Origin of the sequence: Pseudomonas sp. TMW22089 (assembly GCF_022496645.1) — a bacterium.
GTDB lineage: Bacteria > Pseudomonadota > Gammaproteobacteria > Pseudomonadales > Pseudomonadaceae > Aquipseudomonas > Aquipseudomonas paraversuta.
In genome coordinates, this window is record NZ_SCFG01000016.1 from 51228 (window position 1) to 75579 (window position 24352).

The following is a 24352-nucleotide window of genomic DNA, read 5'->3' on the forward strand; positions in this document are numbered from 1 at the left end:
ATGCCCCAAGCCTATATTGTTGACGCCTTGCGCAGCCCGACCGGCAAGCGCAAGGGCGGTCTGGCCCATGTTCACGCGATTGATCTGGGCGCCCATGTACTCAAGGCACTGGTTGAGCGCAACCAGATTCCGGCCGACGAATACGACGACGTGATTTTTGGCTGCGTTGACACCATCGGTTCGCAAGCGGGGGATATCGCCCGCACCAGCTGGCTGGCTGCCGGCCTGCCGCTCAATGTGCCCGGCACCACCATTGACCGCCAGTGCGGCTCGTCGCAGCAGGCGCTGCACTTCGCCGCGCAGGCAGTGATGAGCGGCACCCAGGATGTGATCGCGGTGGGCGGTGTGCAAACCATGACCCAGATCCCGATTTCTTCGGCGATGCTGGCCGGGCAGCCCCTGGGTTTCAGCGACCCGTTTTCCGGCAGCAAAGGCTGGCAGGCACGTTTTGGCAATCAGCCGGTCAACCAGTTTTATGCGGCGCAGCGGATTGCCGACCACTGGGATATCAGCCGCCAGCAGATGGAAGCCTACGCCCTGGAAAGCCACCGTCGGGCACTGGATGCCATCGCCGGGCGCCGTTTTGTCAATGAAATCGTGCCCTGCGAAGGGGTGTGGGACGACGAAACGCCGCGCCACACCAGCCTCGCCAAAATGGCCGAGCTGGAGCCGGTATCTGCCGAGTTCCCTTCGATTACTGCAGCAGTTTCCAGCCAGACCTGCGATGCCTCGGCAGCCTTGCTGGTGGTCTCGGAAGCTGCGCTCAAGCGCTACAACCTGACACCCCGGGCGCGGATTCATCACCTCTCGGTGCTGGGCGACGACCCGATCTGGCACCTCACGGCACCGATTGCCGCGACCCGTGCCGCGCTGAAAAAAGCCGGCATGAACATCAACGACATCGACCTGGTGGAAATCAACGAAGCCTTTGCCTCGGTGGTCATGGCCTGGGCCAAGGAACTGGATTTCGACCCGGCCAAAACCAACGCCAACGGCGGCGCGATTGCCCTTGGCCATCCGCTGGGGGCCAGCGGCGCGCGGTTGATGACCAGCCTGCTCAACCAGCTTGAGCGCAGTGGCGGGCGCTATGGCCTGCAGACCATGTGCGAAGGCGGCGGGCAAGCCAACGTGACCATTATTGAGCGTCTCTAGGAGCATTGACATGGCAATTTGTGCAAACCGTACCGTGATCATCACCGGCGCTGGCGGCGGCCTGGGCCGCGCCTATGCTCTGGCTTTCGCCGGGGAGGGGGCCAATGTGGTGGTCAACGACATTCGTCGCGAAGCCGCTGAAGAAGTGGTCGCCGAAATTCGCCAGGCAGGCGGCCAGGCCATCGCCAACGCCGATGACATCACCACCACCGCCACCGCGCAAAACATCGTCGATGCCGCACTGGCGGCGTTTGGCGAAGTGCATGTGCTGGTCAATAACGCGGGGATTTTGCGCGACCGGATGTTTATCAGCCTGGGTGAAGACGACTGGGACGCGGTGATGCGGGTCCATCTCAAAGGCCACTTCTGCCTCGCCAACATCCTCGGCAAGCGCTGGCGTGACCTGGCCAAGGCCGGTCAACCGGTGGCCGCACGCATCATCAATACCAGCTCGGGGGCCGGCTTGCAGGGCTCGGTGGGACAGTCCAACTACAGCGCCGCCAAAGGCGGGATTGCCGCCTTGACCCTGGTACAGGCCGCGGAACTGGCGCGCTACGGAGTGACCGCCAATGCCCTGGCCCCGGCGGCCCGTACCTCTATGACCGAAAGCGCGATGCCGGACGTGGTGAAGAAGCCTGACGACGGCGGCTTTGATGCCTGGGCCCCGGAAAACGTTGCGCCGCTGGTGGTGTGGCTGGGCAGCAGCCTGTCGGGCCATGTGACCGGGCAAATCATCGAAAGCCAGGGCGGCAGACTGTCCCTGGGGGATGGCTGGCGCACCGGTGTAACCCGGGACAAGGGCGCGCAATGGCAGCCCGAAGAAGTGGGCGTGGCCATGGCCCAGATCCTCGCTGAAGCCCCCGCCCCGCAGCGGGTCTGGGGCAGCTGACACGAATGCCCCTGTGGGAGCTGGCAAGCCAGCTCCCACAAGGTTGCGCACGTTGTTTCGTTAGAACAAGAGAATTTCTGCCATGAGACAAGCTCCTCCCTATGTGCCTGGTCACCAGTTGCTGGCCGGCAAGTCGATTTTGATTACCGCTGCCGCCGGTGCCGGTATCGGTTATGCCGCTGCCAAGCGCTGCGCCGAAGAAGGCTGCCGTGCCTTGATGATTTCTGATATCCACCCGCGCCGCCTCGAAGAAGCGGTTGAGCGCCTCAAGGCCGAAACCGGGTTGCAGGCGGTGTACGGGCAACTGTGCAACGTCACTGTCGAAGCCGATGTTCAGGCGCTGGTGGCCGCTGCCGAAGAGGCGCTGGGCGGGGTCGACGTACTGATCAATAACGCCGGCCTTGGCGGTCAGGTACGCCTCACGGAAATGACCGATCAACAATGGTCGTCGGTACTCGATATCACCCTGACCGGCACCATGCGCATGACCCGCGCCATGCTGCCGCATATGGAACGCCGTGGCGCCGGTGCCATCGTCAACAACGCCTCGGTGCTGGGCTGGCGTGCGCAAAAGGAACAGGCCCACTACGCCGCGGCCAAGGCCGGGGTCATGGCCCTGACCCGTTGCAGCGCCCTGGAAGCCGCGGAGAGCGGGGTGCGGATCAACGCCGTGGCGCCGTCGATCGCTTTGCACGACTTCCTGAAAAAAGCCTCCAGCAGCGAATTGCTGGAGCAGCTCACCAGCCGTGAAGCCTTTGGCCGCGCCGCCGAAGTCTGGGAAGTGGCCAACGTCATGGTGTTTTTGGCCAGCGACTACGCCTCGTACATGGTCGGCGAAGTGCTTCCCGTCAGTTCACAACAGGCTTGAGGTGAGGCAATGAGTACGCTTTTTAGCAGCGCCGGGCAGTTACTCGCCGCACAGGGGCTGGATCTGGGGCGCACCGACTGGCTGCTGCTGACCCAGGAGCGGATCGACCTGTTTGCCGAGGCGACGGGGGATCACCAGTGGATTCATGTTGACCCGGTGCGCGCTGCCAGCGGCCCGTTTGGTGCCTGCATTGCCCACGGTTATCTGACCCTGGCGCTGGCCAATCTGTTTATGCCGCAGTTGATGCAGTTCGCCAATCTGGCCATGGGCGTCAATTACGGCAGCGACCGGCTGCGTTTTCCGGCAGCGGTCAAGGTTGGTTCCCGGGTACGCGGGCATGGCCAGATCCTGGGGGTCGAGGCCTTGGGCGATGCGTTGCAGGCGGTGGTGCGCATCAGCGTCGAAATCGAGGGCAGCGAGCGCCCCGGCTGCGTGGTGGACACCATCAGCCGCTACACCTTCAACCCTATTGAACAGTGAGCCTTGAACATGAATTTAAATGACGTTGTGATCGTATCCACGGCCCGCACCGCGCTGAGCAAATCCTTCCGCGGTTCGTTCAACGACACTGAAGCACCGGTGCTCGGTGGCCATGTGGTACGGGCGGTGGTAGAGCGTGCCGGTATCGAGCCGGGCTCGGTCGAAGACGTGATCATGGGCGCCGCCGCACAACAGGGCACCCAGGGCTACAACATCGGCCGCCTGTGCGCCAATACCGGGGGCTTGCCCGACACCGTGCCGGGCATGGCTATTGATCGCATGTGCGCCTCGGGCCTGATGAGCATCGGCGTGGCCGCCAAAGGGATCATGACCGGCGAAATGTCGATTGCCGTTGCCGGGGGGGTCGAGTCGCTGTCCCTGACCCAGAACAAGTACAAGAACACCTACCGGGCCCAGTCCGAAGCCGTGCTGGAGTGCATGCCGACGGCCTACATTCCGATGCTTGAAACGGCCGAAATCGTGGCCCGACGCTACAGCATCAGCCGCGAAGTGCAGGACCAGTACTCCCTGCAAAGCCAGCAGCGCACCGCAGCCGCACAGGCCGCCGGGCTGTTCGCCGATGAAATCGTGCCTTTGGCTGCGCGCAAGCTGCTGTTCGACAAGGAAGGCAAGCCCAGCGGTTATCAGGACGTGATTGCCGACCGCGACGAGTGCAATCGCCCCTCCACCACACTGCAAGACCTGGCCGCCCTGAAACCGGTCTGGAAAGACGGCAAGTGGGTGCAACAGGGCGAGTTCATCACTGCGGGCAACGCCTCGCAATTTTCTGATGGTGCCGCGGCGGTGCTGCTGATGAGCCGTGCCGAGGCGAAACAGCGCGGGATCGAAGCGCTGGGCACCTACCGCGGGATTGCGGTGAGTGGTTGTGCGCCGGAAGAAATGGGCATTGGTCCGGTGTTTGCGATTCCCAAATTGCTCAAGCGCTTTGGCCTGACCGTGTCCGACATCGACCTGTGGGAGATCAACGAAGCGTTCGCCTGCCAGGTGGTGTACTGCCGTGATTTTCTGGAGATCCCCAATGACCGCCTGAATGTGAATGGCGGGGCGATTTCCATTGGTCATCCGTTTGGCATGTCGGGTGCGCGGATGGTGGGCCACAGCCTGCTGGAAGGCCGTCGCCGTGGCGCCAGGTTTGTGGTGGTCGCCATGTGTATCGGCGGCGGCATGGGCGCGGCGGGGCTGTTTGAATTGAACTGATCTGGAACTAGACCTGGACCTGGACCTGGACCTGTAGGAGCGAGCTTGCCTCGCGAGCTTTTCCACGGAGCGACACAGAGCTCGCGAGCAAGCTCGCTCCTACAGAGAACGCAGGCTGTGATGGGGGACATGTTTGGTAACGCTTTTTGCGACCTGTGGGGTATAACGCCTTATGGCTTTTCAATAAGGACAATCCGTTATGCAAACCCCTTCACAAAGGCCGCTGTGGCAGATCTATCTGATCTTCCTGGCGCCTATGGTGCTGTCCAACTTCCTGCAGGGGTTTTCCGGCACCCTTAACGGAATCTATATCGGGCAGATGCTGGGCACTCACGCACTGGCAGCGGTGTCGGGAATGTTTCCCGTGCTGTTTTTCTTTATCGCTCTGGTGATTGGTCTGGGCGCCGGGGCTTCGGTGCTCATCGGTCAGGCCTGGGGGGCCGGCGAGACGTCCATGGTGAAGCAGATCACCGGGGCCACATTGACCCTCGGTGCGCTGGTCGGGCTGATCGCTGCAGTGCTCGGCAGCGTGTTTGCACGACCTGCCATGCAGGCGTTGGGCACTCCGGCCGATGTGCTGGATGAAGCCGTCGGTTATGCCCAGGTAATGATGCTGATCCTGCCCTTGCTGATGGTGTTCATTCTGTTCACCCAACTGCTGCGCGGGGTGAGCGATACCCTGTCGCCGTTGCTGGCGCTGATGGTATCCACCGCGGTGGGCCTGCTGCTGACCCCCGCCTTGATCAAGGGCTGGGTCGGGCTGGCGCCCATGGGTATTCAGAGCGCTGCACTGGCCGGTCTGGTGGGCAACCTGTTGGCCATGCTGTTTCTGGGCTATCGCCTGCGTCATAAAAACAGTGTGATGGCACCGGACCGCGAGCTGTGGGCCGCGCTGCGCCTGAACCGGGAAATTCTCGGCAAGGTGCTGCGCATCGGTTTGCCCACCGGGGTACAGATGGTGGTGTTGTCGCTCTCGGAGCTGGTGATTCTGGCGCTGGTCAACAGCCACGGCTCCCAGGCCACAGCCGCCTATGGCGCGGTGACCCAGATCGTCAATTACGTGCAGTTTCCGGCGCTGTCGATTGCCATCACGGCGTCGATTCTCGGGGCCCAGGCAATCGGGGCAGGGCGCAACGAGCGTATCGGGCCGATCCTGCGTACCGGCATGCTGATCAACCTGTGCCTGACCGGCGCTCTGATCGTGCTGGGCTATGTGTTGTCGGACTGGCTGCTGGGGCTGTTCATTACCGATGTCGATGCGCGGATTCGGGCCGAGCACCTGTTGCACATCATGCTCTGGAGCATTCTGGTGTTCGGTTTCCAGGCTGTGATTGGCGGCATCATGCGTGCCAGCGGCGTGGTGCTGGTGCCCATGGGCATCACGATTTTCTGCGTGTTGTGCATCGAACTGCCGGTGGCCTATGCCCTCAATGCCCACTACGGCCTGGAAGGGGTGTGGATGGCGTTCCCGGTCACCTACCTGGCGATGCTGGGATTGCAGACGGCGTATTACCGTCTGGTATGGCGGCATAAGCAGATACAGCGTTTGGTCTGAACCCGTACCCCTGAAACCCTGTAGGAGCGAGCTTGCCTCGCGAGCTGTTGGCCATTTTAAAGCCCGCTCCTGCAGATATGTACATATGCAGATACATAGAGAGGCAAGTCAGGCCGTCCGGGCTAGGCCATTTGGACGATGTGCCCGTGACCCACCAGTCCGAAGATCGAAGGCAGGTTCTAGGCACCTCGCCGCCGAGGTAGTCAGAGCATCCACGATAATAAAAAGAGGACTGGCTGCATGAACTCTGCCCAGCAACTGAATCGTGCAGCGAGGCTTCGACCATGCGTGCAATGATCGGCTATCTGGTTTGCCTGATTGTCGCGGCAACCGTCGTTTTCACCTTCACTCCCCATCCTGCACCCGTTGTCGCCTCTGCTCAGTTGCGTCCCGATCGTCTGCAGATCAACGGCATGCTGTACCTCGATCAGCGCGTGGTGGCTGTGGGTGAGCGCGGCAATATTCTGCTCAGCGACGACCAGGGTTTGTCCTGGCAGTCCGCCGTGGTCAAGCCGCAACGTGACTTGACCCTCACCGCGCTGGTGCAGCTGTCGGACAAGACGCTGTTGGCTGTCGGCCATGATGGCTGGATTTTGCGTTCCGCAGACGGGGGCGCGAACTGGACTGAAGTGCGTCACGACGATGAAGTCGCCGAGCCTTTGCTGGGAATCTGGAATGCCGGAGGCAAGCACGTGCTGGCGTTCGGCAGTTTTGGCAAGTTTTACCAGTCCGATGATGACGGCCGTACCTGGCAAGCCCAGCCGCTGGAAGTCGACAGTGCCCACCTGAACGGCATGGACGGCGGCGCGGATGGCCGGCGGATGCTGGTGGGCGAGCAGGGTCTGGTGATGCGCAGCGACGATGGCGGGCGCAATTGGCAGAAACTGCCCGCGTTCTATAACGGGTCACTGTTTGGCGTGGTGCGTTTGAGCCCCGACCGCTGGGTAACCTACGGCATGCGCGGGCATGTCTTTGTCAGCCAGAACTTTGGTCAGAGCTGGGATCCGGTGGCGGTGGGCAATCAGTTGCCGCTCTATGGCCATGCCCTGTTGCCCAACGGCGGCGGGCTGTTGATAGTTGGCGCGGGCAGTTCCGTGGTGCGTCTGGATGGCAATGGCCATTTAGTCAGTGCCAGCCGCTTGCCCGGCCTGGGCACCTTGACCTCGGCGGTGCTAGTGGGCTCACAGCGGTTGCTGGTGGGCGGTGAGCGCGGGGTATTCCAGGGCACTGATGGCAGCGTTGCTGCGTTGGGAGATGCCAAATGAGCACGGCTAAATCTGCAGTTGACCGCGTCGTCGAGCGTACCGCCGACCTGTTGATCGCCTGGCGCAAGGGGTTGCTGGCACTGTTTGTGTTGCTGACCCTGGCCCTGGGCTACAGCGCCACCCACACTCAGCTCGATCCGGGCTTTAACAAGCAAATCCCGGTGCGCAACGAGTTCATGGTCAATTTCCTCAATTTCAGTCAGTACTTCACCGGTGCCAACCGTTTTCTGGTCAGCGTGAAGTGGAAAGGTGAGGGCGATATCTATAATCGCGAGTACCTCGACACCCTCAACAAAGTCACCGGCGACGTGTTCTTTATCAACGGCGTCAGCCGCGCCAGTGTTACCTCGTTGTTTACCGCCAATGTGCGCTATATCGAAATCACCGAAGAAGGCTTCTTCGGGGATGTGGTGGTGCCGCCGCGTTTTACCGGGTCTGGCGAAGACCTGGCCCAGGTTCGCAGCAATATTGCCCGCTCGGGGCAGATCGGGCGGCTGGTGGCCAATGACCTGAAGTCATCGATGGTACGTGCCGACTTGCAGGACCTGGACCCGCAAACCGGCAAGCCGGTGTCCTATGCCGAGGTCGCCAAGCGGCTGGAGGACATTCGCGCCAAATACAGCAACGATGATATCGAGATCAATATTGTCGGCTTCGCCAAGCTGGTGGGGGATGTGATTGAAGGTTTGACCACGGTAATCAGCTTCTTCGTGATTGCCTTTGTGATCACCGGCTTGATGCTGTGGCTGTATTCCCGCTCCTGGCGCCTGACGCTGGTGGCGCTGGTGGTGGCTTTGCTGCCGGTGGTGTGGCTGCTGGGCCTGCTGCCTTTGCTGGGGCTGGGGATCGATCCGATGTCGATTCTGGTGCCGTTCCTGATTTTCTCCATTGGCGTGTCCCACGCGGTGCAGATGACCAATGCCTGGAAGCAGGACGTGCTGGCCGGCAGCCCTTCGGTACAGGCGGCCCACAGTGCATTTTGCAAGATTTTCATTCCCGGCTCGCTGGCGTTGCTGATGAACGCACTGGGCTTTGGCGTGATCATGCTGATCGATATTCCCATCGTCCATGAGTTGGGGGTGACTGCCTGTATCGGCGTGATGCTGATGATCATCACCAACAAGTTGATGCTGCCGATCATCCTTTCTTATCTGAAGCTCGAACCCCGCGCTCTGGCCCAGGGGCTCAAGGCTGCCGGGGGCAAGCATGCACTGTGGTGGCGGCTGTCGGCACTGGCCGAGCCCAAACCGGCGCTGGCGGTGTTTGTCATCAGCCTGTTGCTGCTGGGTGTGGGTGCCTACAAGGCGCGGGATCTGGCCGTGGGCGATATCGGCGTCGGGGCTCCGGAGTTGCGCGCCGATTCACGCTACAACCAGGACAACCAGAAAATCATTAACAGTTACTCCATCGGCCTGGATGTGATGTCGGTGTTTGTTCAGGTCAAAGGCATTGAAGAAGGCTGTCTGGCGCCGCAGGTGATGCGCGCGATCGAGTCGTTCGACTTCCAGATGCGCAGCGTGCCCGGGGTGCAGTCGGTGCAGAGCGTGGCCGGCATGGGCAAGAACGTGATTGCCGGCAACAACGAAGGCAACCCGCGCTGGTCGGCCATTCCGGGCTCCGAGCGCGGTTTGAGCCAGGGCGCACGGGCCTATATGCCGGACGACGGACTGGTGACCGAAGGTTGTCAGCGCATGCAGATTCTGGTGTTCCTGACCGATCATGAGGGGGCGACCGTCAGTCATGTGGTCAAGGAAACCCAGCGCATCATTGCCGGCCTGCAAACCCCTGAAGTGCAGTTCCTGATGGCCGGCGGCAATGTGGGGGTGATGGCGGCTTCCAACGAGGCGGTGAAACAGGCCGAAGTGGTGATGCTCGCCGCCCTGTTCGGTTCGGTGGCGCTGTTTTGCTGGCTGACCTTCGGCTCGTTTCGTGCGGTGCTGTGCATTCTGGTGCCGTTGGCGATCGTGGCCATTCTGTGCAACGCCCTGATGGCGACCCTGGGCATAGGCCTGAAAGTCGCAACCCTGCCGGTAATGGCGCTGGGAGTCGGGGTGGGGGTCGATTACGGGATTTATCTGTACGAGCGCATAGCCCATGAAATGGCTGACGGCAAAGATCTGCGCAATGCGTTTTACCAGGCCATGTGCCAACGTGGTACGGCAGCCGTATTTACCGCACTGACCATGTCCATCGGTGTGTGTACCTGGGCTTTTGCGCCGCTCAAGTTCCAGGCTGACATGGGCGTGCTGCTGTCCTTTATGTTCCTGGTCAACGTGCTGGGGGCGATCTTCCTGCTGCCGGCCCTGGCTGCCTGGTTCAACCTGGGACGGCCGCTGGTCAAGGTCAGGACTGTGGTTGAACCACAGGCCCATGCCGGGCATTACCCGCTCAAGCAGAGCGTGTCTGCCAAGGATCAGTCAAACCGTTGAAATAGAGGGTTGGCCGGGCTTGTATGCCGGTCAACATAAAGAAATACTGAGTCGCTTTTGCGCAGGGTTGACGGAGCATCCCGCTTTTGCGCAGGGTTGACGGAGCATCCCGCTTCTGCGCAAAGGCAAGTCGCTAGTCATAAAAACAATAATGAGGGCAGGTCTTTGAATCTGGCCCAATGCGAGGAAATGTCCGTGGATACAGTGACCCTGAATCACCAAACCCTGACCAGTCTGGGACTGGATTTGTCCGATTACGATCAAATGATCGGCAGGTTTTATGATGGAGCGCTGGACCCTAAGGTCATGGGCCGTACCCTGTGCGCCGTGCGTGAAATGTTTGCTGCCAACTATGCGACGCTGATTCTGCGGGTGCCGGATCAACCGGACCTGGGGTTGATGATTGTGGCGGGTGACATCGAAGGCGAGGGTGAGCTGACCTACCAGACGTACCCCCAGACCAACACGCCTTTTGCCGGCCAGGCCCTGGACCAGGTATTCACCGTCGAGGACCTGATGAGTGAGTCGGACTGGACCCACTCTGCCTATTTCAAAGCCTATTGCGGGCCGCAAAACGTGTATCACGTGATGGGCGCCGACATCTCCACCCCGGACGGCGGCAAGCTGCGTTTCCGGATCACCCGGCCTAAAACCTCGCCCAGATTTTCCACTGCGGAACGTGCCCTGTGCGGCATGTTTTTGCCCCATTTGCGCCGCGCCCTGCACCTGCACAATCTGCTGGACCGCAGTGAGTCCATGAGCGAGCTTTATGCCCAGGCCATCAGCCGGCTGTCGGTGGCGACCATTGTGCTCGACGAGACCGGCAAGGTGCTGCGCCTTAACCCGGTGGCCGAAGAAATCCTTAAAAGCGCCGATGGCCTGAAACTGGTGGGCGGCCGACTGGAGGCCACCTATCCCAGCGACAACCGCGAATTGCAGCGTCTGGTCAAACACGCGTTCAGCCCCGAAGTACGCGAGGGCGGGTTGACCGCCGATGCCATGTCCGTGACCCGGCCTTCGGGTCAGGTCAGCCTGGGCCTGGTGGTGGAGGCGATTCCATCGCTGGAATGGGCTGAGGGCAAGAGCAAGCCGGCGGCGGTGATCTATATCCGCGATTCGGTGGGCAAGTCCCTGGCCAGCGAAGTGGTGACCAAGCAATTGTTCAACCTGACCAAGGCCGAAACCGCGCTGGCCATGGAGCTGGCGAACGGCTTGTCCCTGGAAGAAGCGGCCGAGAACCTGAACATCCGGCGCAACACCGCGCGGGCACACTTGCGCTCGATCTTTTCCAAAACCGGTGTGCGCCGTCAGACCGAGCTGGTAAGGATTCTGCTGAACAGCGTGGTCGCGCTGGGAAAGCCCAAGTGCGCCTTGCGGGGGGATGAGTCGGTGATTGTACCGGCGCCGCAGTTGGCGCGGCCCGTTCGTAAAAGCGCTTAAGCACTCACGTCAGTCAGGCTCGCGGTGAGCCTGCATTATCAAGGAAAGTCTTATGCCAGTTACAGCTGTCAGCGGTTCCGCTTCCGGGATCGGCGCCGCCTTGTGTGCGCAATTGCGGGCTGCGGGGCACCGCATCATCGGAATTGACCGGGCCAATGCCGAGGTGGTCGCCGACCTGTCCACCCGTGACGGGCGCCGGGCGGCAGTGGCCCAGGTGCTTGAACAGTCTGGCGGTGTGCTTGACGGGCTGGTGTGCTGTGCCGGACTGGGCGTTACCGCGTCTTCCAGCAGCCTGGTGCTGGCGGTGAACTATTTTGGCGTCAGTGAATTGCTTGACGGCCTGGCCGATGCGTTGGCCAAGGGCGAGAACCCGGCGGCGCTGGTGATAGGTTCAGTGGCGGCCACCCAGCCCGGTGCCGATCAGCAGCCAATGGTTGCTGCGCTGCTCGCCGCTGACGAAGCGCAGGCCCTGCAACTGGCCGATGCCCTCGGCCAGCCGCATGTGGCCTATGCCAGCTCCAAGTACGCGGTGACCTGTGAGGCCCGGCGCAAATCGGTGCAATGGGCCAGGCAGGGAATCCGTTTGAATGTGGTTGCCCCTGGAGCCGTCGAGACTCCGCTGCATCAGGCAGCCAAGGATGACCCGCGGTTTGGCAAGGCGGTGAGTGATTTTGTTGCGCCATTGGGGCGCGCCGGTCATCCCGAGGAAATCGCCCGGGTGGTGGCGTTTTTGCAGTCGCAGCAGGCCAGCTTTGTCACCGGCAGCGTGATCTTTGTCGATGGTGGTATGGACGCGATGGTGCGTGCGCAACGCTTCTGATTTTTGAGGAACCCCTATGAACAAAGTGGCATTTATTACCGGCGCCAGCCGTGGCATCGGGCGTGAAACAGCTCTGGCATTCGCCCGTGCAGGTTTTGATCTGGCCATTAGCGCGCGCAGTCTGGATGAAGGTGAAAGTCATGTGCACGGCTTGCGCAACCCGGACGGCACGGCACTGCCTGGCAGTCTGAACGGCACCGCGGCAGAGATTCGCGAACTGGGGTGCAAGGTTCTGGTGGTGCCCATGGATCTGCTCGACAGTGACTCGGTACTGGCCGCCAGTGAGGCGGTGTTTGCCGAATATGGCCGGGTGGATGTGCTGGTCAACAATGCGATTTACCAGGGCAGCGACCTCAACTCGCCCTTTATGGAGTTGCAGCCCGAGACCTTGCAGCGGGTGTTTCAGGGCTATGTGCTGACCCCGTTTTTGCTGACCCGGGCGGTGGTCGGGAAAATGCTGGAGCAGGGTGGCGGGGTGGTGATCAACGTCACTTCCGGGGCCGGAGAAACCGACCCTCCAGTGGCTGCCGGCAAGGGTGGCTGGGGCTATGCCTATGGTGCAGGCAAGGCTGCGGTGTCGCGGCTGTCGGGTATTTTGTCGGTGGAGCTGGGTGAGCAGGGGATACGGGCTTACACCCTCAACCCCGGGGTTGTGACCACTGAGGCGCTGCGCGCAACCATTGGCGATAAAGGCGTGATTGCCCTGCGCGCCGGCTCTGCGCCGCCAGAGGTTCCGGCGGCGGTGATGCTGTGGTTGGCGACTGACGAAGCCGCGCGCGATTACCAGCGTCAAACCATTCACTGCCAGCCGTTTGCCCGTGAGCACGGGATAGTTGCCGACTGGCGCTGACACGCCGGGCTCCTGCAGGGGTTGTGCATTTTCATGGCTGCACTCTGCAGGAGCGGGCTTGCCCCGCCACAGGATCGGCGGGCTGTCTGTGCCTTGGCCGGTTGCCTGCATCGCCTGCAAGCCGGGCACCCAGAGGATTTGTGCAAGTCCTGTCTCTAGTCCATCTGAACGATGAGCCCGCCTCCCGCCTCGGTGAAGATCAATCAGGCACGCGTCCTGGTCCCTAACCTGAGGAATAATAAAAATGACTAAACTCGCTGAAATCCACGTCGAGAATGCGTTAGCTCCGCGCTTTGGCCGGGGATGGCATTGCCTGGGCGAGGCGGATGAATACCGTGATGGAAAATTACATACCCTGAACATCTTCGGCTCCCGCCTGCTGGCCTACGCCACCTCCAAGGGCGAGATCAGTGTGCTCGACGCCCATTGCCCGCACATGGGTGCCGACCTGTCCCAGGGCACTATCGAGAACGACCGTGTGGTCTGTCCTTTTCACCATTGGCAGTACGAAGCCAGCGGGAAATGTGTCGAGATCCCGTATTGCAAGCGTATCCCGCCCAAGGCCAAAACCCGCGCCTGGCTGACCTGTGAAGTGAACAAGCTGCTGTTTGTCTGGAACAACCCGGAAGGCAAGCCGCCCGCTGAAGATGTGGTGATTCCGCACCTGCCGGAAATGGACAGCGATGAGTGGCTGCACAGCTGGCATCTGGACAAGATGATCATCGACACCAATCCTCGCGAGTTGGTCGACAACCTGGTGGATGCCCAGCATTTCGGCCCGGTGCACGGCACGCCGACCAAGTATTTCCACAACGTTTTCCAGGGGCATATTGCCGAGCAGATTTTCCATGGCGACTCCGAGCGCCTGGGCGGGGATCTGGTGGCGGAGTCGGCCTATTACGGCCCGGCTACTCACCTGACCCGCATGCGCGCCATGTTCGACGGTCAGGAAATCAAGTCCATTCTGCTCAACTGCCACGTGCCGATCGGCCCCAACAGTTTTGAACTGCGTTTTGGCTGCATGGTGAAAAAATTCCCGGGCTGGAGCGATGCGCAAAACGAAGCGCTGGCGCTGGATTATGTGCAGCGTAACCGCGATTCGTTCTATCAGGACGTTGATATCTGGACCCACAAAGTCCGGGTCAATAATCCGGTTCTGGCCGAGGGCGACGGCCCTGTGTATCAGCTGCGCGAGTGGTATCAGCAGTTCTTCACCGATGAGGCCGGCGTGCCGGCGAGCATGGCCGAACGCCGTGAAATCACGACCGTTGATCAACGCTGATTGATCAGCTCAGGGAAGGGCACTGCCAATGATGTTGAATCAACGCAAAACGCTGGTGTTTATGCTGGCCGCGAGTCTGGCATCGACCATTGGCGGTTTGCCTTTCAATACGCTGCCTATTTTGCTGGGTTCACTGGCGGATAGTTTTGGCTTTGCAGCGAGCCAGATCGGCTTGCTGGGGTCTGTGTGCTTTACCGGTTATCTGCTGGGTACCCTGGTGGCCGTGGGCTTTATTGACCGTTGTAACTGGCGCGCACTGACCTTCGGGTGTGCGCTGGGCGCGGCGCTGGCGTTGCTCGTCTCCTCGCGGTTACCTGCGGCTGCGCAGTTGCCCTTGTGGGCCCTGATCGGTTTTTTCGCAGCGCTCATGACCTGTCTCGGGTTACGCATCATGGCCGAAATGCCTGACAAGGAGCGGGCCTTGGGGATGCGCCAGGGCATTGAACTCGGTCTGGTGGCACTGGTGCTGTTTGTCCTGCCCTCGCTGGTGATTGCCCATTTTCACTACGCAGGGGCTGCGCTGGTGTTGGCGGCAATGATTCTGTTACTGAGCCTGAGCGCATTTGCATTGCCCGGGCGCAGTGATTTCGCGGTTGATCAAGCGAAAGACAGTTCCCTTCAAGGCCGTTTTCGCTTCCCGGTGCCGGCATATTGGGCCCTGGGCTTTTTCTTCGTGTTTGGCGCCGGCCAGATTGGCCTGTGGGCGTTTCTTGAACGCCTGGGGCATGGGCTGGATGTGGCACCGGCGCAGATGGGGGTGGTGTTTGCGGTGCTCAAGTTGCTGGGCGGCGCGGCTGCCCTGGCGCTGGCCCTGATCGGTGACCGCCTGGGGTCGCGCTGGCCGCATTTGCTGGTGTTGGCCGTGATTGGTGCCGGCTTGCTGTTGTTGGCCTATGCCCAGGGCTTTGTGATGTACGCCCTGGGGGCCTGGATCTGGGAAGTGGGTTTTTGCTGGGGCTGTATTTACCAGAGCGCCGCTGTCGCCAGGCTGGATCCGAGCGGGCGCGCGATCATGTTGGTACCGGCAGCGTTCGCCCTGAGCTCGATGGTCGGACCGGCCCTTGCCGGGCAATTGGTCGCCGGCGGGTTTGGCGGGTTGTTGTGGCTGGCACTGGGCACGGCCGTGGTGCCAGTGCTGGCCTTTGCCGGATTACTGGCCAGTCGCCTTACGCTGCGGCCGTTGGCGCTACCCGCACAAGGCTAAGGTACTACTGGCTTTTTGATCCGTGCTGCTTAAGATGTCTGACATCTGAAGGTCACCGGGCTTGGATCAGGGCCAATGCTGAACAAAGACACCATCTCTATTCATCTGGTGCGTGAGGCGCTGCTGCAGAGCTGCGCGCCGGGCAAGGCCATGGACGAAGTGCTGCATAAGGTCGGGATCGACCCGCAGTTGCTCGGTCAGCCGCAGGCCCGGGTGCCTGCGGTTGTTTATGCGCGCCTGTGGCGACTGCTGGCGCGACGCCTGGATGATGAGTTCTTTGGCATGGACCCGCGCAAGCTCAGGCATGGCAGCCTGGCGTTCATGTCGCGCGCGGCCATGGTCCAGCCCACCCTGGCCCAGGGGCTGGAGCTGGTACTGGGGTTTCTGTCGTTGATGCTCGAACGCATGCCTGCGCGTCTGGTACGCCAGCAGAGCCTGGCGGAAATTGTCTTGCATGAATCTGACGCCGGGTCGGGCCGCGCTTTTACCTACTTCACCTACTGGATGATCGTGCATGGCGTTGCCTGCTGGCTGGCGGGCCGACGGATTCCGATCATGGCCATCGAGCTGCGCTGCGCGGCGCCTGATTACTGCGAAGATTATGAAGTGATGTTCTCCGCCAACCTGCGTTTTGACCGCCCGCGTACGCGGATGATCTTTGCCGCTGATTGTCTGGCAGCCCCGATCAAGCGCAGCCCCGAGGAGTTACAGAGCTTTCTGGCCCAGGCGCCGGCCAATATCCTGGTCAAGTACCGTGATCCGCAAAGTCTGGGCAGTCAGATCAAGCAGGATTTGCGGCAATTGCCTGCGCATCAGTGGCCGGAAACCGGGGGCATGGCCCAGCGGTTGTGCATGTCGGCTTCAACCTTGCGTCGGCGTCTGGCGGAGGAAGGGCAGACCTGGCAAGGAATAAAGGACAGTGTGCGCAAGGAGCTGGCTATTGGCTGGCTGGCAGAGCCGCAACTGAGCTTCGCCGATATTGCGCTGCGCCTGGGCTTTGCCGAAACCAGCTCGTTTTACAAGGCGTTCCGCAAATGGTCGGGGACCAATCCGGGACATTATCGGAGTCTGATTCTGCAGGGGGCGGAGTCCCCGACGGCGTAGGCACGGATGGATAATCGATCGCTGTGCAATCGATCGATCGCAGCCTCGCGTAGCTCGTCAGCGGCTACGCAGGTTGCGATCGGCTACGCGGTTGTCGTTAAGCCGAGCCTAGCCCTGTAGTCGTGCGTATCCTGCCTTCCAGGCGACGCTTGAGGCCCCGTGGTTCGATCATCAGTCTGGACCCCTTGGCCGCATTGGCTCGGCCCCATTCCTCAAACAGTTCCAGGCACGAGTGGTCGATATAGCTCAGGTTGTTGAGTGGTACATGCACGCTGCTACCGGCAGGCACCCGCGACAGTATCTGGGTCAAGGCCGGAACCTTGAGGAAGGTTGCCGCGCCGGTGAGGCGTAACTCCATTTCACCCGCCACGGGCAGTTCAATCAGGCTGATCTTGAGCCTCGATGCCTTCCACGCCAGTTTCGCCAGGGTCAGACCAAAGCCCACCAGTACCCCGGTCAGCAAGTCGCTGAAGATGATCGCCAGCGCTGTTGCCGCGTAGGTAAACATCGGCATCCGCCCATAGCGCCCAAGACCACGAAACGCCTTGAGATCCACCAGCTTGATCCCGGTATAGACCAGTACACCCGCCAGGCTCGCCACCGGAATGCTTTGCAGCACACTGGACAGCAGCAATACAAAAGCCAAAAGCCAGACGCCATGGAACATCGCCGAAAGCCGCGTCGTGGCACCTGCCTGTACATTGGCCGAACTGCGCACTATGACGCCGGTCATCGGCAAGGCTCCGACCAGGCCACACAGCATGTTGCCGACACCCTGCGCCGACAGTTCTTTATCGAAGTCGGAGCGCTGGCCATTGTGCATGCGGTCAACGGCTGCCGCCGAGAGCAGGGTTTCGGCACTGGCGATAAACGCCACGGCGAACGCCGCAACCAGCAGGCTGGGGTCGGCCAGGTTGAGCAGGTCGGCAGGGCGTAGCCAGTCGATGGCGTCTGCCAGGTTTTCCGGGACTTGCACGCGCTTGACCTGCAAGGCCAACAGCAGGCTGGCACCCGTGGTCAGGCCCACGCCCAGCAAGGCACCGGGGACAAAACGCAATTTATGCGGGCGTAATTTATCCCAGGCCCACATCACCAGCATGGTGGTCAGGCCAAGCAGGCCGGCTTGCCAGCCAAGACCGGGAATGGCCTCGGCCACGGCGGCCGGGAAGCCAGTCAGGTTGTCCAGCCCCGACGGTTGGGGGACGCCGTCGAGCATCACATGCACTTGTGACAGTACGATCAGTACCCCGATCCCGGCGAGCATGCCGTAGACCACGGCCGGGGCCGTAACGCGGAACCAGCATCCCAGGCGCAGACGCCCGGCCACCAGTTGCAGAAAGCCGGCCAGTAGCAGGATCGGCCCCAGCATGGCCATGCCGTGCTGGCGCACCAACTCGAAGACCAGGACTGCCAACCCGGCGGCCGGACCACTGACTTGCAGCGGTGAGCCGGCCAACCAGCCGACGACCAGGCCGCCGATGATCCCGGTGATCAGGCCTTTGGCCGGCGGCATCCCGGAGGCGATGGCAATGCCCATGCACAAGGGCAGGGCGACCAGAAACACCACCACCGAGGCCAGCAGCTCCCGTGGCAGTACAGCTTTTAATTGTGCAGCACGCATGATGATTCTCCCTGAGGTTTATTGAGGCGCATCCAGGCTTGGCTGAACTGTGTAATGCGGTGGCAAGGAGGGGGTCAGAAGCGCGCTCTGGGGGTCGCGCAAGGGATGTCTTGCAGGTTGTCCAAAGGCAGAAAACAGCCGCGCTCGGCGTCGTAGGCTTTGATCTGACTGGTTTCGATGTTGTAGACCCAGCCATGGATGAACAATTGTCCGTTGGCCATGCGCGAGGCCACGGACGGATGAGTGCGCAGGTGCTGCAACTGGGCAATCACGTTTTCTTCGGTGAGGGCGTGCATGCCTTCGGCTTCATTGGTACAGGCACAGTTCTCCTGGACCATGGTTTTGGCAACTTCGGCATGGCGCAACCAGGCTTTGACCGTGGGCATTTTGTCCAGGCTGCGGGGGTTGAGCACAGCGCGCATCGCGCCACAGTCGGAGTGCCCGCAAACGATGATGTGCTGCACGCCCAGTGCCAGGTTGGCGTATTCGATGGCCGTTGATACGCCGCCGTTCATCTCGCCGTAAGGTGGCACGACATTGCCGACGTTACGGGTCACAAACAAATCTCCGGGGGCACTCTGGGTGATTAATTCGGGGACGATGCGTGAATCTGCGCAGGCAATGAACATTGCCCTTGGTCGTTGGGCCGTGGCCAGTTTTTTGAACAGGTCTTTCTGTTGCGGAAAGACCTCCCGATGAAAATGTAAAAAACCTTCGACAATAAGGTGAAGCGCTGCGTCGGCATGTTCCGTTTCGGGAGGGGAACATGCTGCAGCCGATGACTGTGTGACTTTATTATCCATCATTCAACCTCTGTGGCAGAGCGGGTTAATAGTTAATGCGAGTCATTTGTGACTCGCCGGTCACACTAGCGCGCGAAACTTAACTAAACCTTAATGGGCCGCTCTAGAACAAGGGTTTGATGATGTTAAAAGGCAACTACAGTGGCGGTGTGAGAGGGGGTAGGGCGACCGTGGTGCCTGGGTCGCGAGCAGGCTTTTTATGACACAGAGCTCGCTCCTACAGGGTAGGGGGGCAATAGCAGCCCCCGGTGCAGGGTTCAGAGCAACCACATCCCCGCCAGACCGCTGAGCACGCCCACCAGCATGGTCATCAGCGCCACGCTGATCAGGACCCGGGCGTCAAAGTCTTTGCGCAGCATCAACAATGACGGCAGGCTCACGCTCGGCAAGGTCATCAGCAGCGCTACGGCAGGGGCGGTGCCCATGCCCAGTGCCATCATGGTTTGCACAATCGGGATTTCAGCTGCCGTCGGGATCACGAACAGGGTGCCGATAATGGCCAGCGGTACCAGCCACATCAGGCTGTCGCTCATGGCACCGTCCACATGGGGGAACAGCCACACCCGCGCCGCACCCAGTAGCAGGACTGCCAGCAGGTAGACCGGGATGGTGTTCCAGAACAGTTGCCACAGCGTTCGGCCCCAGCGGCTGAAGAAATTCTGCTGATCGATCACGCTGGCTTCCGATACGGCATCCAGGGCTGCTTCAGGGATGCTCTCGGGACGCGAGATGCGCTGCGCAATCAGGGACACGCCGATCACCAGTATCACCCCTGCGACCAGACGCAGCGCGGTAAAGCCCCAGCCCAGTACAAAGCCCATGAACACCAGGGTGGCCGGGTTGAGGACCGGGTTGGCGATCCAGAATGCCAGTGCCGCACCGACCGATACTTTTTGCCGGCGCATGCCGGCGGCCACAGGTGCGGCGCAGCAGGTGCACATCATGCCAGGCAGGGCGAACAGGCCGCCGCGCAGGGTCGAACCCAGCCCGGCCTTGCCAAACAGGCGCAGTAGCCAGTCGCGGGGAATCAGGACCTGAATCAGTGAGCCGAGAATGACCGCCAGGACGGCTGCTTTCCAGATCGCCAGGAAATACACCTTGGCATAGGCCAGTGCAGCGGCAACGGGTTCGCCCTGATTGTCGTTGAGGATCGACGCACCGATGCTGTGGTTATCGGCGGCGACAAACGCCTTGAAGTAGTAGGGCGACCATTTGACGTAGTACAGACCGATCCCCGCGACCAGCAGGAACAGCAAAGGCTTCCACCAGAATGACCAGCCCCGGGCGGGTCTGGGTGAGGAGAGACTGGACATAAAGAATTACCGAACGCTGGGAAATAGCGCGGCATCATACCTGAGCGCACAGTCCGGGGGGGGGCTGCTTGCCCAGGAGCAACTTGCCAGTGACCGGGGGTCAGTCCGATTTAACGGTGGCGACGTCAGCGGCCTTGATTTTGATGTGCTTGCCGGCAATGTCGACGAATTCGTAAAAGCCATCCTTGCCGGTGGTTTTTGGCTGGTCTTTGGTCAGGTATTGCGTGCCGTTTTGCAGGGTCACGACCGTAGGTGATGCACAGCCCGCCAGGCCCAAGACAGCAGCCAGGAGTAAAGGCAAACCGATAACGTTGATCTTCATGCAAGTACCTTGGTTCGTTCGCAAATAAGCAGTTGGTCGTGCCGGGCCTGATGCAATGGCCAGCGTTGAAAGTGGTTGCCGCATGTGACCGCTTTTTACGTCGGGAGTGCGTCATGGGCAGAGATAAATTTTAAACGGCCGGTGCATCGCGACCGGGCCCGCAGCGTGGGCCGTATTAAACGCCAGCAGGCCCGGGAAAAGCCAGAAACTGTGGTACGTCACTGGTTTTACAGCGATTGCAGGGCGGCGGCGAGCATGGCCCCGGGCTCGATCAGGAGCTGACCCGTCAGGTCGGGCAACCTTTGGCGCCATTGTTCAGGCCCTGCTTGTCCACTCGGCTAAGGAGGCTGGCCTTGCCGTCTTTCCAGGTCAGGGTCAGCACATACAGGGAATCAAAGTCACCGCCGGACCAGTCGTCAGTCAGTGTGGTCTTTTTGCCCAGGGCTTTGCTGGCGACGCCGTTGATCAACTCGGGCAGATAGCCATGGGACCATGCGGTGTAGATGGTTGCATTGTGATACTTGTCGTCAGTCAACTCGTTGGCCAGGGCCCGGGTATCGTTGGCCGAGTACTCCAGATTGATCGGCAAACCCAGTTTGATGGCGCTGGGATTGATGGTCATCAGCGGCCGGACATAACTGTAGGCGTCATCGTCGGCGCCTTCTTCAACCTGGCGCGAAGGGTCGGCGGCAAATACGTAATCGGCCTTGCCATAGCGTTGTGGCAGCAGGGTCGCCAAATCTATGGCACGGTTCAGTCCCTGGCAATTGAGTTGTCCAAGACCGTCGGCAGGTTTTTCCGCATGGCGCATGAAAACCAGTGTCTGCACACCGTCTATGGGTTGGGCAAAAACTTTATCGGCATGCACTGCCAGCGTGATCGCACCGGCGACGAGTAGCGCGGGGATGACGCCGAGCAGATAAGGCTTGAGTCGGGGGGTGTTCCAAACAGCTTTGGTCATGGGGCTCTTCTGGTTAGGTCCATTAAGGCTGACCTGCCTGGACGCGGCGAGTGGGGGTTCTCGGGCGTTGATCCCTGTCGTGTGTAAACGTCCTATGATTCTCCTCCTTGAGTCAAAGTGTCTATTAGACGCCTTTTTCGATATTGGTTCGGTTATACCTGTGCAATATGGGGATTTTCTTACAATTTAAGCCTGAGGGCCCGATCGATGCTTCCTGTGCCACTTAGAAGGTCCAGCAACCCCCTTCATCAGCGTGTGCGTGCCTGGCGCGGCCGGGTGGGGCTGGGGTTGGTCGCAAGTTTGTCGGTACTGGCGGGCATGACCGATGCCATCGGCTTTCTGGCCACCGGCGATTTCGTCTCGTTCATGAGTGGTAACACGACCCGAATGGCAGTGGCGATTGGCGAGGGTGATGGGTCCATGGCGCTACGCCTGATCTTTGCCGTGCTGGCGTTTATTACGGGCAACGCCGTGGGTGTTTTGCTGGGGCGTTTGAGCGGTCGCCGGGCGTTACCCTTGATGCTGGTGATTGCCGGTCTGTTGTGCACGGCGGCGCTGTTGCCGTTCGATACCCGGGTTCCGGCATTGCTGGCGGCAATTGTGGCCATGGGCATGCTCAATGCCGCTGTGGAGCAGGTTAACGGCCTGCCGGTGGGGCTGACGTATGTGACCGGCGCGTTGTCGCGTTTTGGCCGGGGGCTGGGGCGCTGGATGCTGGGGGAACGGCACAGCGGCTGGCGGGTGCAACTGGTGCCCTGGACCGGGATGTTGCTGGGAGCTGTACTGGGGGCATTGCTGGAGGCGCACTTCGGGCTTCGGGCCATGCTGTTCAGTGCCGGTTTTGCCACCGTACTGGGGCTGGTGTCGCTGAAGATTCCGCGGCGCTGGCAGCGAGATTACATGCCGCGCTAGGCGGCTTGTCTAACCCGAATGGTCGATACGCGGGTCAGTGCCTGCAGGATAAGCTGGGGCACCAATAGCCATCGGGGGAGAAATAATGAAGGTGCTGGCCTGTATCAAGCGAGTGGTCGATTACAACGTCAAGGTTCGCGTCAAAGCGGACAACTCCGGCGTTGACCTCGCCAACGTCAAGATGTCGATGAACCCCTTCTGCGAAATCGCTGTGGAAGAAGCCGTGCGCCTGAAAGAGAAAGGCGTTGCGACTGAAATCGTCGTCGTCTCCATCGGCCCGACCACGGCTCAGGAACAGCTGCGTACCGCGCTGGCTCTGGGTGCCGATCGCGCCATCCTCGTCGAATCTGCCGAAGACCTGACCTCGCTGGCCGTGGCCAGGTTGCTCAAGGCCGTGGTCGACAAGGAACAGCCGCAACTGGTGATCCTGGGCAAACAGGCCATCGACAGCGACAACAACCAGACCGGCCAGATGCTGGCTGCGTTGACCGGCTACGGTCAGGGCACCTTCGCTTCCAAAGTTGAAGTGGCGGGCGACAAGGTTGCCGTTACCCGTGAAGTTGACGGCGGCGCGCAAACTGTTTCGCTGAGCTTGCCGGCCATCGTCACCACCGACCTGCGTTTGAACGAGCCGCGTTATGCGTCCCTGCCAAACATCATGAAGGCCAAGAAGAAGCCGCTTGAAGTGCTGACGCCAGAGGCGTTGGGCGTTTCGACCGCTTCGACCAACAAGACCCTGAAAGTTGAAGCGCCGGCGGCACGCAGCGCCGGCATCAAGGTCAAGTCGGTGGCTGAACTGGTCGAGAAACTGAAAAACGAAGCGAAGGTAATCTAAAGATGACTATCCTTGTAATCGCCGACTTTTTAGAAGGAAAGGATGGCAAGGCGCTGGCTCCGGCCACGCTGAACACCGTGGCCGCTGCCGCAAAAATCGGTGGCGAGATCAACGTTCTGGTTGCAGGCCAGGGCATTGGTGCTGTGGCTGAAGCTGCTGCGCAAATCGCTGGTGTGGCTAAAGTGCTGGTGGCTGACAACGCGGCTTACGCCCATCAGTTACCGGAAAACCTTGCTCCGCTGGTAGCCGCTCTTGTACAAGGAGCGGGGGCTGCGGGCTACAGTCACGTCCTGGCTGGCGCTACTTCCAACGGTAAAAACATCCTGCCGCGGGTTGCTGCGCAACTGGACGTTGACCAGATCTCCGAGATCATCTCGGTTGAAAGCGCTGACACCTTCACCCGTCCGATCTATGCCGGTAACGCCATTGCCACCGTGCAGTCCACTGCGCCAGTCAAGGTGATCACCGTGCGTGCCACCGGTTTCGACCCGGTTGCGGCCCAGGGTGGTTCGGCAGCCGTTGAAGCGGTTGCAGCAGTGCACGATGCAGGCATTTCCTCGTTCGTTGGTGAGGAGCTTGCCAAGTCGGATCGTCCGGAGCTGACAGCTGCCAAAATCGTCGTTTCCGGCGGTCGCGGTATGCAGAACGGCGATAACTTCAAATACCTGTATGCACTGGCCGACAAGCTGGGTGCAGGTGTCGGCGCCTCCCGTGCGGCGGTTGACGCCGGTTTTGTAGCGAACGACATGCAGGTCGGCCAGACCGGCAAAATCGTTGCGCCACAGCTGTACATCGCGGTTGGTATCTCCGGCGCGATCCAGCATCTGGCCGGTATGAAAGACTCCAAAGTGATCGTTGCGATCAACAAGGACGAAGAAGCGCCGATCTTCCAGGTGGCCGATTACGGCCTGGTTGCGGACCTGTTCGAAGCCGTTCCCGAGCTGGAATCTGCGGTCTGAACTGCCCCATGTAAAAGGCCCTCCTGAGCAGGAGGGCCGAAAGGGCTAAGGCGCAATGCTGCGGGGGTGT

At 60.9% G+C, this 24352-nt stretch carries 22 protein-coding genes; 17 read left to right on the forward strand and 5 right to left on the reverse strand.

Annotated features, from left to right (window positions below; translation table 11 throughout):
* From EQV90_RS15305 to EQV90_RS15370, 14 genes are all read left to right on the forward strand, one after another.
* A complete protein-coding gene (locus EQV90_RS15305) occupies window positions 1-1152 on the forward strand; it encodes an acetyl-CoA C-acetyltransferase (RefSeq protein ID WP_003446453.1) in 1152 nt (383 codons plus the stop codon).
* Window positions 1153-1162: 10 nt separating this feature from the next.
* The gene (locus EQV90_RS15310) at window positions 1163-2041 is read left to right on the forward strand and encodes an SDR family oxidoreductase (RefSeq protein ID WP_003446455.1); all 879 of its coding nucleotides are present in this window, start codon (window positions 1163-1165) and stop codon (window positions 2039-2041) included.
* Window positions 2042-2123: 82 nt separating this feature from the next.
* Window positions 2124-2909 (forward strand): SDR family oxidoreductase, encoded by a 786-nt coding sequence (locus EQV90_RS15315; protein WP_003446457.1) that lies wholly within the window; start codon window positions 2124-2126, stop codon window positions 2907-2909.
* A gap of 9 nt (window positions 2910-2918) precedes the next feature.
* Window positions 2919-3389, forward strand: a complete 471-nt coding sequence (locus tag EQV90_RS15320; RefSeq protein ID WP_003446460.1) for a MaoC family dehydratase — start codon at window positions 2919-2921, stop codon at window positions 3387-3389.
* A 9-nt stretch (window positions 3390-3398) separates the two neighbouring features.
* Window positions 3399-4607 (forward strand): acetyl-CoA C-acyltransferase, encoded by a 1209-nt coding sequence (locus tag EQV90_RS15325; protein WP_003446462.1) that lies wholly within the window; start codon window positions 3399-3401, stop codon window positions 4605-4607.
* 199 nt (window positions 4608-4806) lie between these two features.
* On the forward strand, window positions 4807-6162 hold the full coding sequence (locus EQV90_RS15330) for an MATE family efflux transporter (protein ID WP_240878358.1): 1356 nt from the start codon (window positions 4807-4809) through the stop codon (window positions 6160-6162).
* A 284-nt stretch (window positions 6163-6446) separates the two neighbouring features.
* The gene (locus EQV90_RS15335; protein WP_161719719.1) at window positions 6447-7427 is read left to right on the forward strand and encodes a YCF48-related protein; all 981 of its coding nucleotides are present in this window, start codon (window positions 6447-6449) and stop codon (window positions 7425-7427) included.
* Complete coding sequence (locus tag EQV90_RS15340) at window positions 7424-9856, forward strand: efflux RND transporter permease subunit (protein ID WP_003446467.1); 2433 nt, start codon at window positions 7424-7426, stop codon at window positions 9854-9856. The genes EQV90_RS15335 and EQV90_RS15340 overlap by 4 nt, the downstream gene beginning before the upstream one ends.
* A gap of 189 nt (window positions 9857-10045) precedes the next feature.
* Window positions 10046-11296 (forward strand): helix-turn-helix transcriptional regulator, encoded by a 1251-nt coding sequence (locus EQV90_RS15345; RefSeq protein ID WP_037001908.1) that lies wholly within the window; start codon window positions 10046-10048, stop codon window positions 11294-11296.
* A 52-nt stretch (window positions 11297-11348) separates the two neighbouring features.
* Window positions 11349-12116, forward strand: coding sequence for an SDR family oxidoreductase (locus EQV90_RS15350; protein WP_240878359.1), 768 nt, complete (start codon window positions 11349-11351; stop codon window positions 12114-12116).
* 16 nt (window positions 12117-12132) lie between these two features.
* Window positions 12133-12966, forward strand: coding sequence for an SDR family oxidoreductase (locus EQV90_RS15355; RefSeq protein WP_010657366.1), 834 nt, complete (start codon window positions 12133-12135; stop codon window positions 12964-12966).
* 244 nt (window positions 12967-13210) lie between these two features.
* Window positions 13211-14248: a Rieske 2Fe-2S domain-containing protein gene (locus EQV90_RS15360; RefSeq protein ID WP_240878360.1), complete on the forward strand. Its 1038-nt coding sequence runs from the start codon at window positions 13211-13213 to the stop codon at window positions 14246-14248.
* Window positions 14249-14276: 28 nt separating this feature from the next.
* Window positions 14277-15452, forward strand: a complete 1176-nt coding sequence (locus tag EQV90_RS15365) for an MFS transporter (protein ID WP_240878361.1) — start codon at window positions 14277-14279, stop codon at window positions 15450-15452.
* A 75-nt stretch (window positions 15453-15527) separates the two neighbouring features.
* The gene (locus EQV90_RS15370) at window positions 15528-16556 is read left to right on the forward strand and encodes an AraC family transcriptional regulator (protein WP_003446479.1); all 1029 of its coding nucleotides are present in this window, start codon (window positions 15528-15530) and stop codon (window positions 16554-16556) included.
* A 97-nt stretch (window positions 16557-16653) separates the two neighbouring features.
* On the opposite strand, the gene EQV90_RS15375 is transcribed toward EQV90_RS15370, so the two are convergent.
* The 5 genes from EQV90_RS15375 to EQV90_RS15395 form a co-directional block, all read right to left on the reverse strand.
* Window positions 16654-18177, reverse strand: a complete 1524-nt coding sequence (locus tag EQV90_RS15375; RefSeq protein WP_003446481.1) for a SulP family inorganic anion transporter — start codon at window positions 18175-18177, stop codon at window positions 16654-16656.
* A gap of 74 nt (window positions 18178-18251) precedes the next feature.
* Window positions 18252-18980: a carbonic anhydrase gene (locus EQV90_RS15380; protein ID WP_085985562.1), complete on the reverse strand. Its 729-nt coding sequence runs from the start codon at window positions 18978-18980 to the stop codon at window positions 18252-18254.
* Between the two features lie 257 nt (window positions 18981-19237).
* Window positions 19238-20293, reverse strand: coding sequence for a permease (locus EQV90_RS15385; RefSeq protein WP_029612989.1), 1056 nt, complete (start codon window positions 20291-20293; stop codon window positions 19238-19240).
* 100 nt (window positions 20294-20393) lie between these two features.
* A complete protein-coding gene (locus EQV90_RS15390; RefSeq protein WP_003446487.1) occupies window positions 20394-20615 on the reverse strand; it encodes a YgdI/YgdR family lipoprotein in 222 nt (73 codons plus the stop codon).
* Between the two features lie 286 nt (window positions 20616-20901).
* Window positions 20902-21576 carry a histidine phosphatase family protein gene (locus tag EQV90_RS15395; protein WP_003446489.1) on the reverse strand — a complete coding sequence of 225 codons (675 nt, stop codon included), beginning with the start codon at window positions 21574-21576 and terminating at the stop codon, window positions 20902-20904.
* A 207-nt stretch (window positions 21577-21783) separates the two neighbouring features.
* On the opposite strand from EQV90_RS15395, the gene EQV90_RS15400 reads away from it, so the two are divergent.
* From EQV90_RS15400 to EQV90_RS15410, 3 genes are all read left to right on the forward strand, one after another.
* Window positions 21784-22488 (forward strand): YoaK family protein, encoded by a 705-nt coding sequence (locus EQV90_RS15400; RefSeq protein ID WP_165439689.1) that lies wholly within the window; start codon window positions 21784-21786, stop codon window positions 22486-22488.
* A gap of 85 nt (window positions 22489-22573) precedes the next feature.
* Window positions 22574-23323 carry an electron transfer flavoprotein subunit beta/FixA family protein gene (locus tag EQV90_RS15405; RefSeq protein WP_202210531.1) on the forward strand — a complete coding sequence of 250 codons (750 nt, stop codon included), beginning with the start codon at window positions 22574-22576 and terminating at the stop codon, window positions 23321-23323.
* Between the two features lie 2 nt (window positions 23324-23325).
* A complete protein-coding gene (locus EQV90_RS15410) occupies window positions 23326-24282 on the forward strand; it encodes an FAD-binding protein (RefSeq protein WP_240878362.1) in 957 nt (318 codons plus the stop codon).
* Window positions 24283-24352: the final 70 nt, after the last annotated feature.

Excerpts from the sequence above, each read along its gene's own strand:
- EQV90_RS15370 (WP_003446479.1), top strand. The coding sequence starts at position 15,528 with ATGCTGAACAAAGACACCATCTCTATTCATCTGGTGCGTGAGGCGCTG.
- EQV90_RS15360 (WP_240878360.1), top strand. The coding sequence starts at position 13,211 with ATGACTAAACTCGCTGAAATCCACGTCGAGAATGCGTTAGCTCCGCGC.
- EQV90_RS15355 (WP_010657366.1), top strand. The coding sequence starts at position 12,133 with ATGAACAAAGTGGCATTTATTACCGGCGCCAGCCGTGGCATCGGGCGT.
- EQV90_RS15345 (WP_037001908.1), top strand. The coding sequence starts at position 10,046 with ATGTCCGTGGATACAGTGACCCTGAATCACCAAACCCTGACCAGTCTG.
- EQV90_RS15310 (WP_003446455.1), top strand. The coding sequence starts at position 1,163 with ATGGCAATTTGTGCAAACCGTACCGTGATCATCACCGGCGCTGGCGGC.
- EQV90_RS15325 (WP_003446462.1), top strand. The coding sequence starts at position 3,399 with ATGAATTTAAATGACGTTGTGATCGTATCCACGGCCCGCACCGCGCTG.
- EQV90_RS15320 (WP_003446460.1), top strand. The coding sequence starts at position 2,919 with ATGAGTACGCTTTTTAGCAGCGCCGGGCAGTTACTCGCCGCACAGGGG.
- EQV90_RS15390 (WP_003446487.1), bottom strand. The coding sequence starts at position 20,615 with ATGAAGATCAACGTTATCGGTTTGCCTTTACTCCTGGCTGCTGTCTTG.
- EQV90_RS15380 (WP_085985562.1), bottom strand. The coding sequence starts at position 18,980 with ATGGATAATAAAGTCACACAGTCATCGGCTGCAGCATGTTCCCCTCCC.
- EQV90_RS15315 (WP_003446457.1), top strand. The coding sequence starts at position 2,124 with ATGAGACAAGCTCCTCCCTATGTGCCTGGTCACCAGTTGCTGGCCGGC.
- EQV90_RS15395 (WP_003446489.1), bottom strand. The coding sequence starts at position 21,576 with ATGACCAAAGCTGTTTGGAACACCCCCCGACTCAAGCCTTATCTGCTC.
- EQV90_RS15365 (WP_240878361.1), top strand. The coding sequence starts at position 14,277 with ATGATGTTGAATCAACGCAAAACGCTGGTGTTTATGCTGGCCGCGAGT.
- EQV90_RS15410 (WP_240878362.1), top strand. The coding sequence starts at position 23,326 with ATGACTATCCTTGTAATCGCCGACTTTTTAGAAGGAAAGGATGGCAAG.
- EQV90_RS15400 (WP_165439689.1), top strand. The coding sequence starts at position 21,784 with ATGCTTCCTGTGCCACTTAGAAGGTCCAGCAACCCCCTTCATCAGCGT.
- EQV90_RS15375 (WP_003446481.1), bottom strand. The coding sequence starts at position 18,177 with ATGCGTGCTGCACAATTAAAAGCTGTACTGCCACGGGAGCTGCTGGCC.
- EQV90_RS15350 (WP_240878359.1), top strand. The coding sequence starts at position 11,349 with ATGCCAGTTACAGCTGTCAGCGGTTCCGCTTCCGGGATCGGCGCCGCC.
- EQV90_RS15385 (WP_029612989.1), bottom strand. The coding sequence starts at position 20,293 with ATGTCCAGTCTCTCCTCACCCAGACCCGCCCGGGGCTGGTCATTCTGG.
- EQV90_RS15330 (WP_240878358.1), top strand. The coding sequence starts at position 4,807 with ATGCAAACCCCTTCACAAAGGCCGCTGTGGCAGATCTATCTGATCTTC.
- EQV90_RS15405 (WP_202210531.1), top strand. The coding sequence starts at position 22,574 with ATGAAGGTGCTGGCCTGTATCAAGCGAGTGGTCGATTACAACGTCAAG.
- EQV90_RS15305 (WP_003446453.1), top strand. The coding sequence starts at position 1 with ATGCCCCAAGCCTATATTGTTGACGCCTTGCGCAGCCCGACCGGCAAG.
- EQV90_RS15335 (WP_161719719.1), top strand. The coding sequence starts at position 6,447 with ATGCGTGCAATGATCGGCTATCTGGTTTGCCTGATTGTCGCGGCAACC.
- EQV90_RS15340 (WP_003446467.1), top strand. The coding sequence starts at position 7,424 with ATGAGCACGGCTAAATCTGCAGTTGACCGCGTCGTCGAGCGTACCGCC.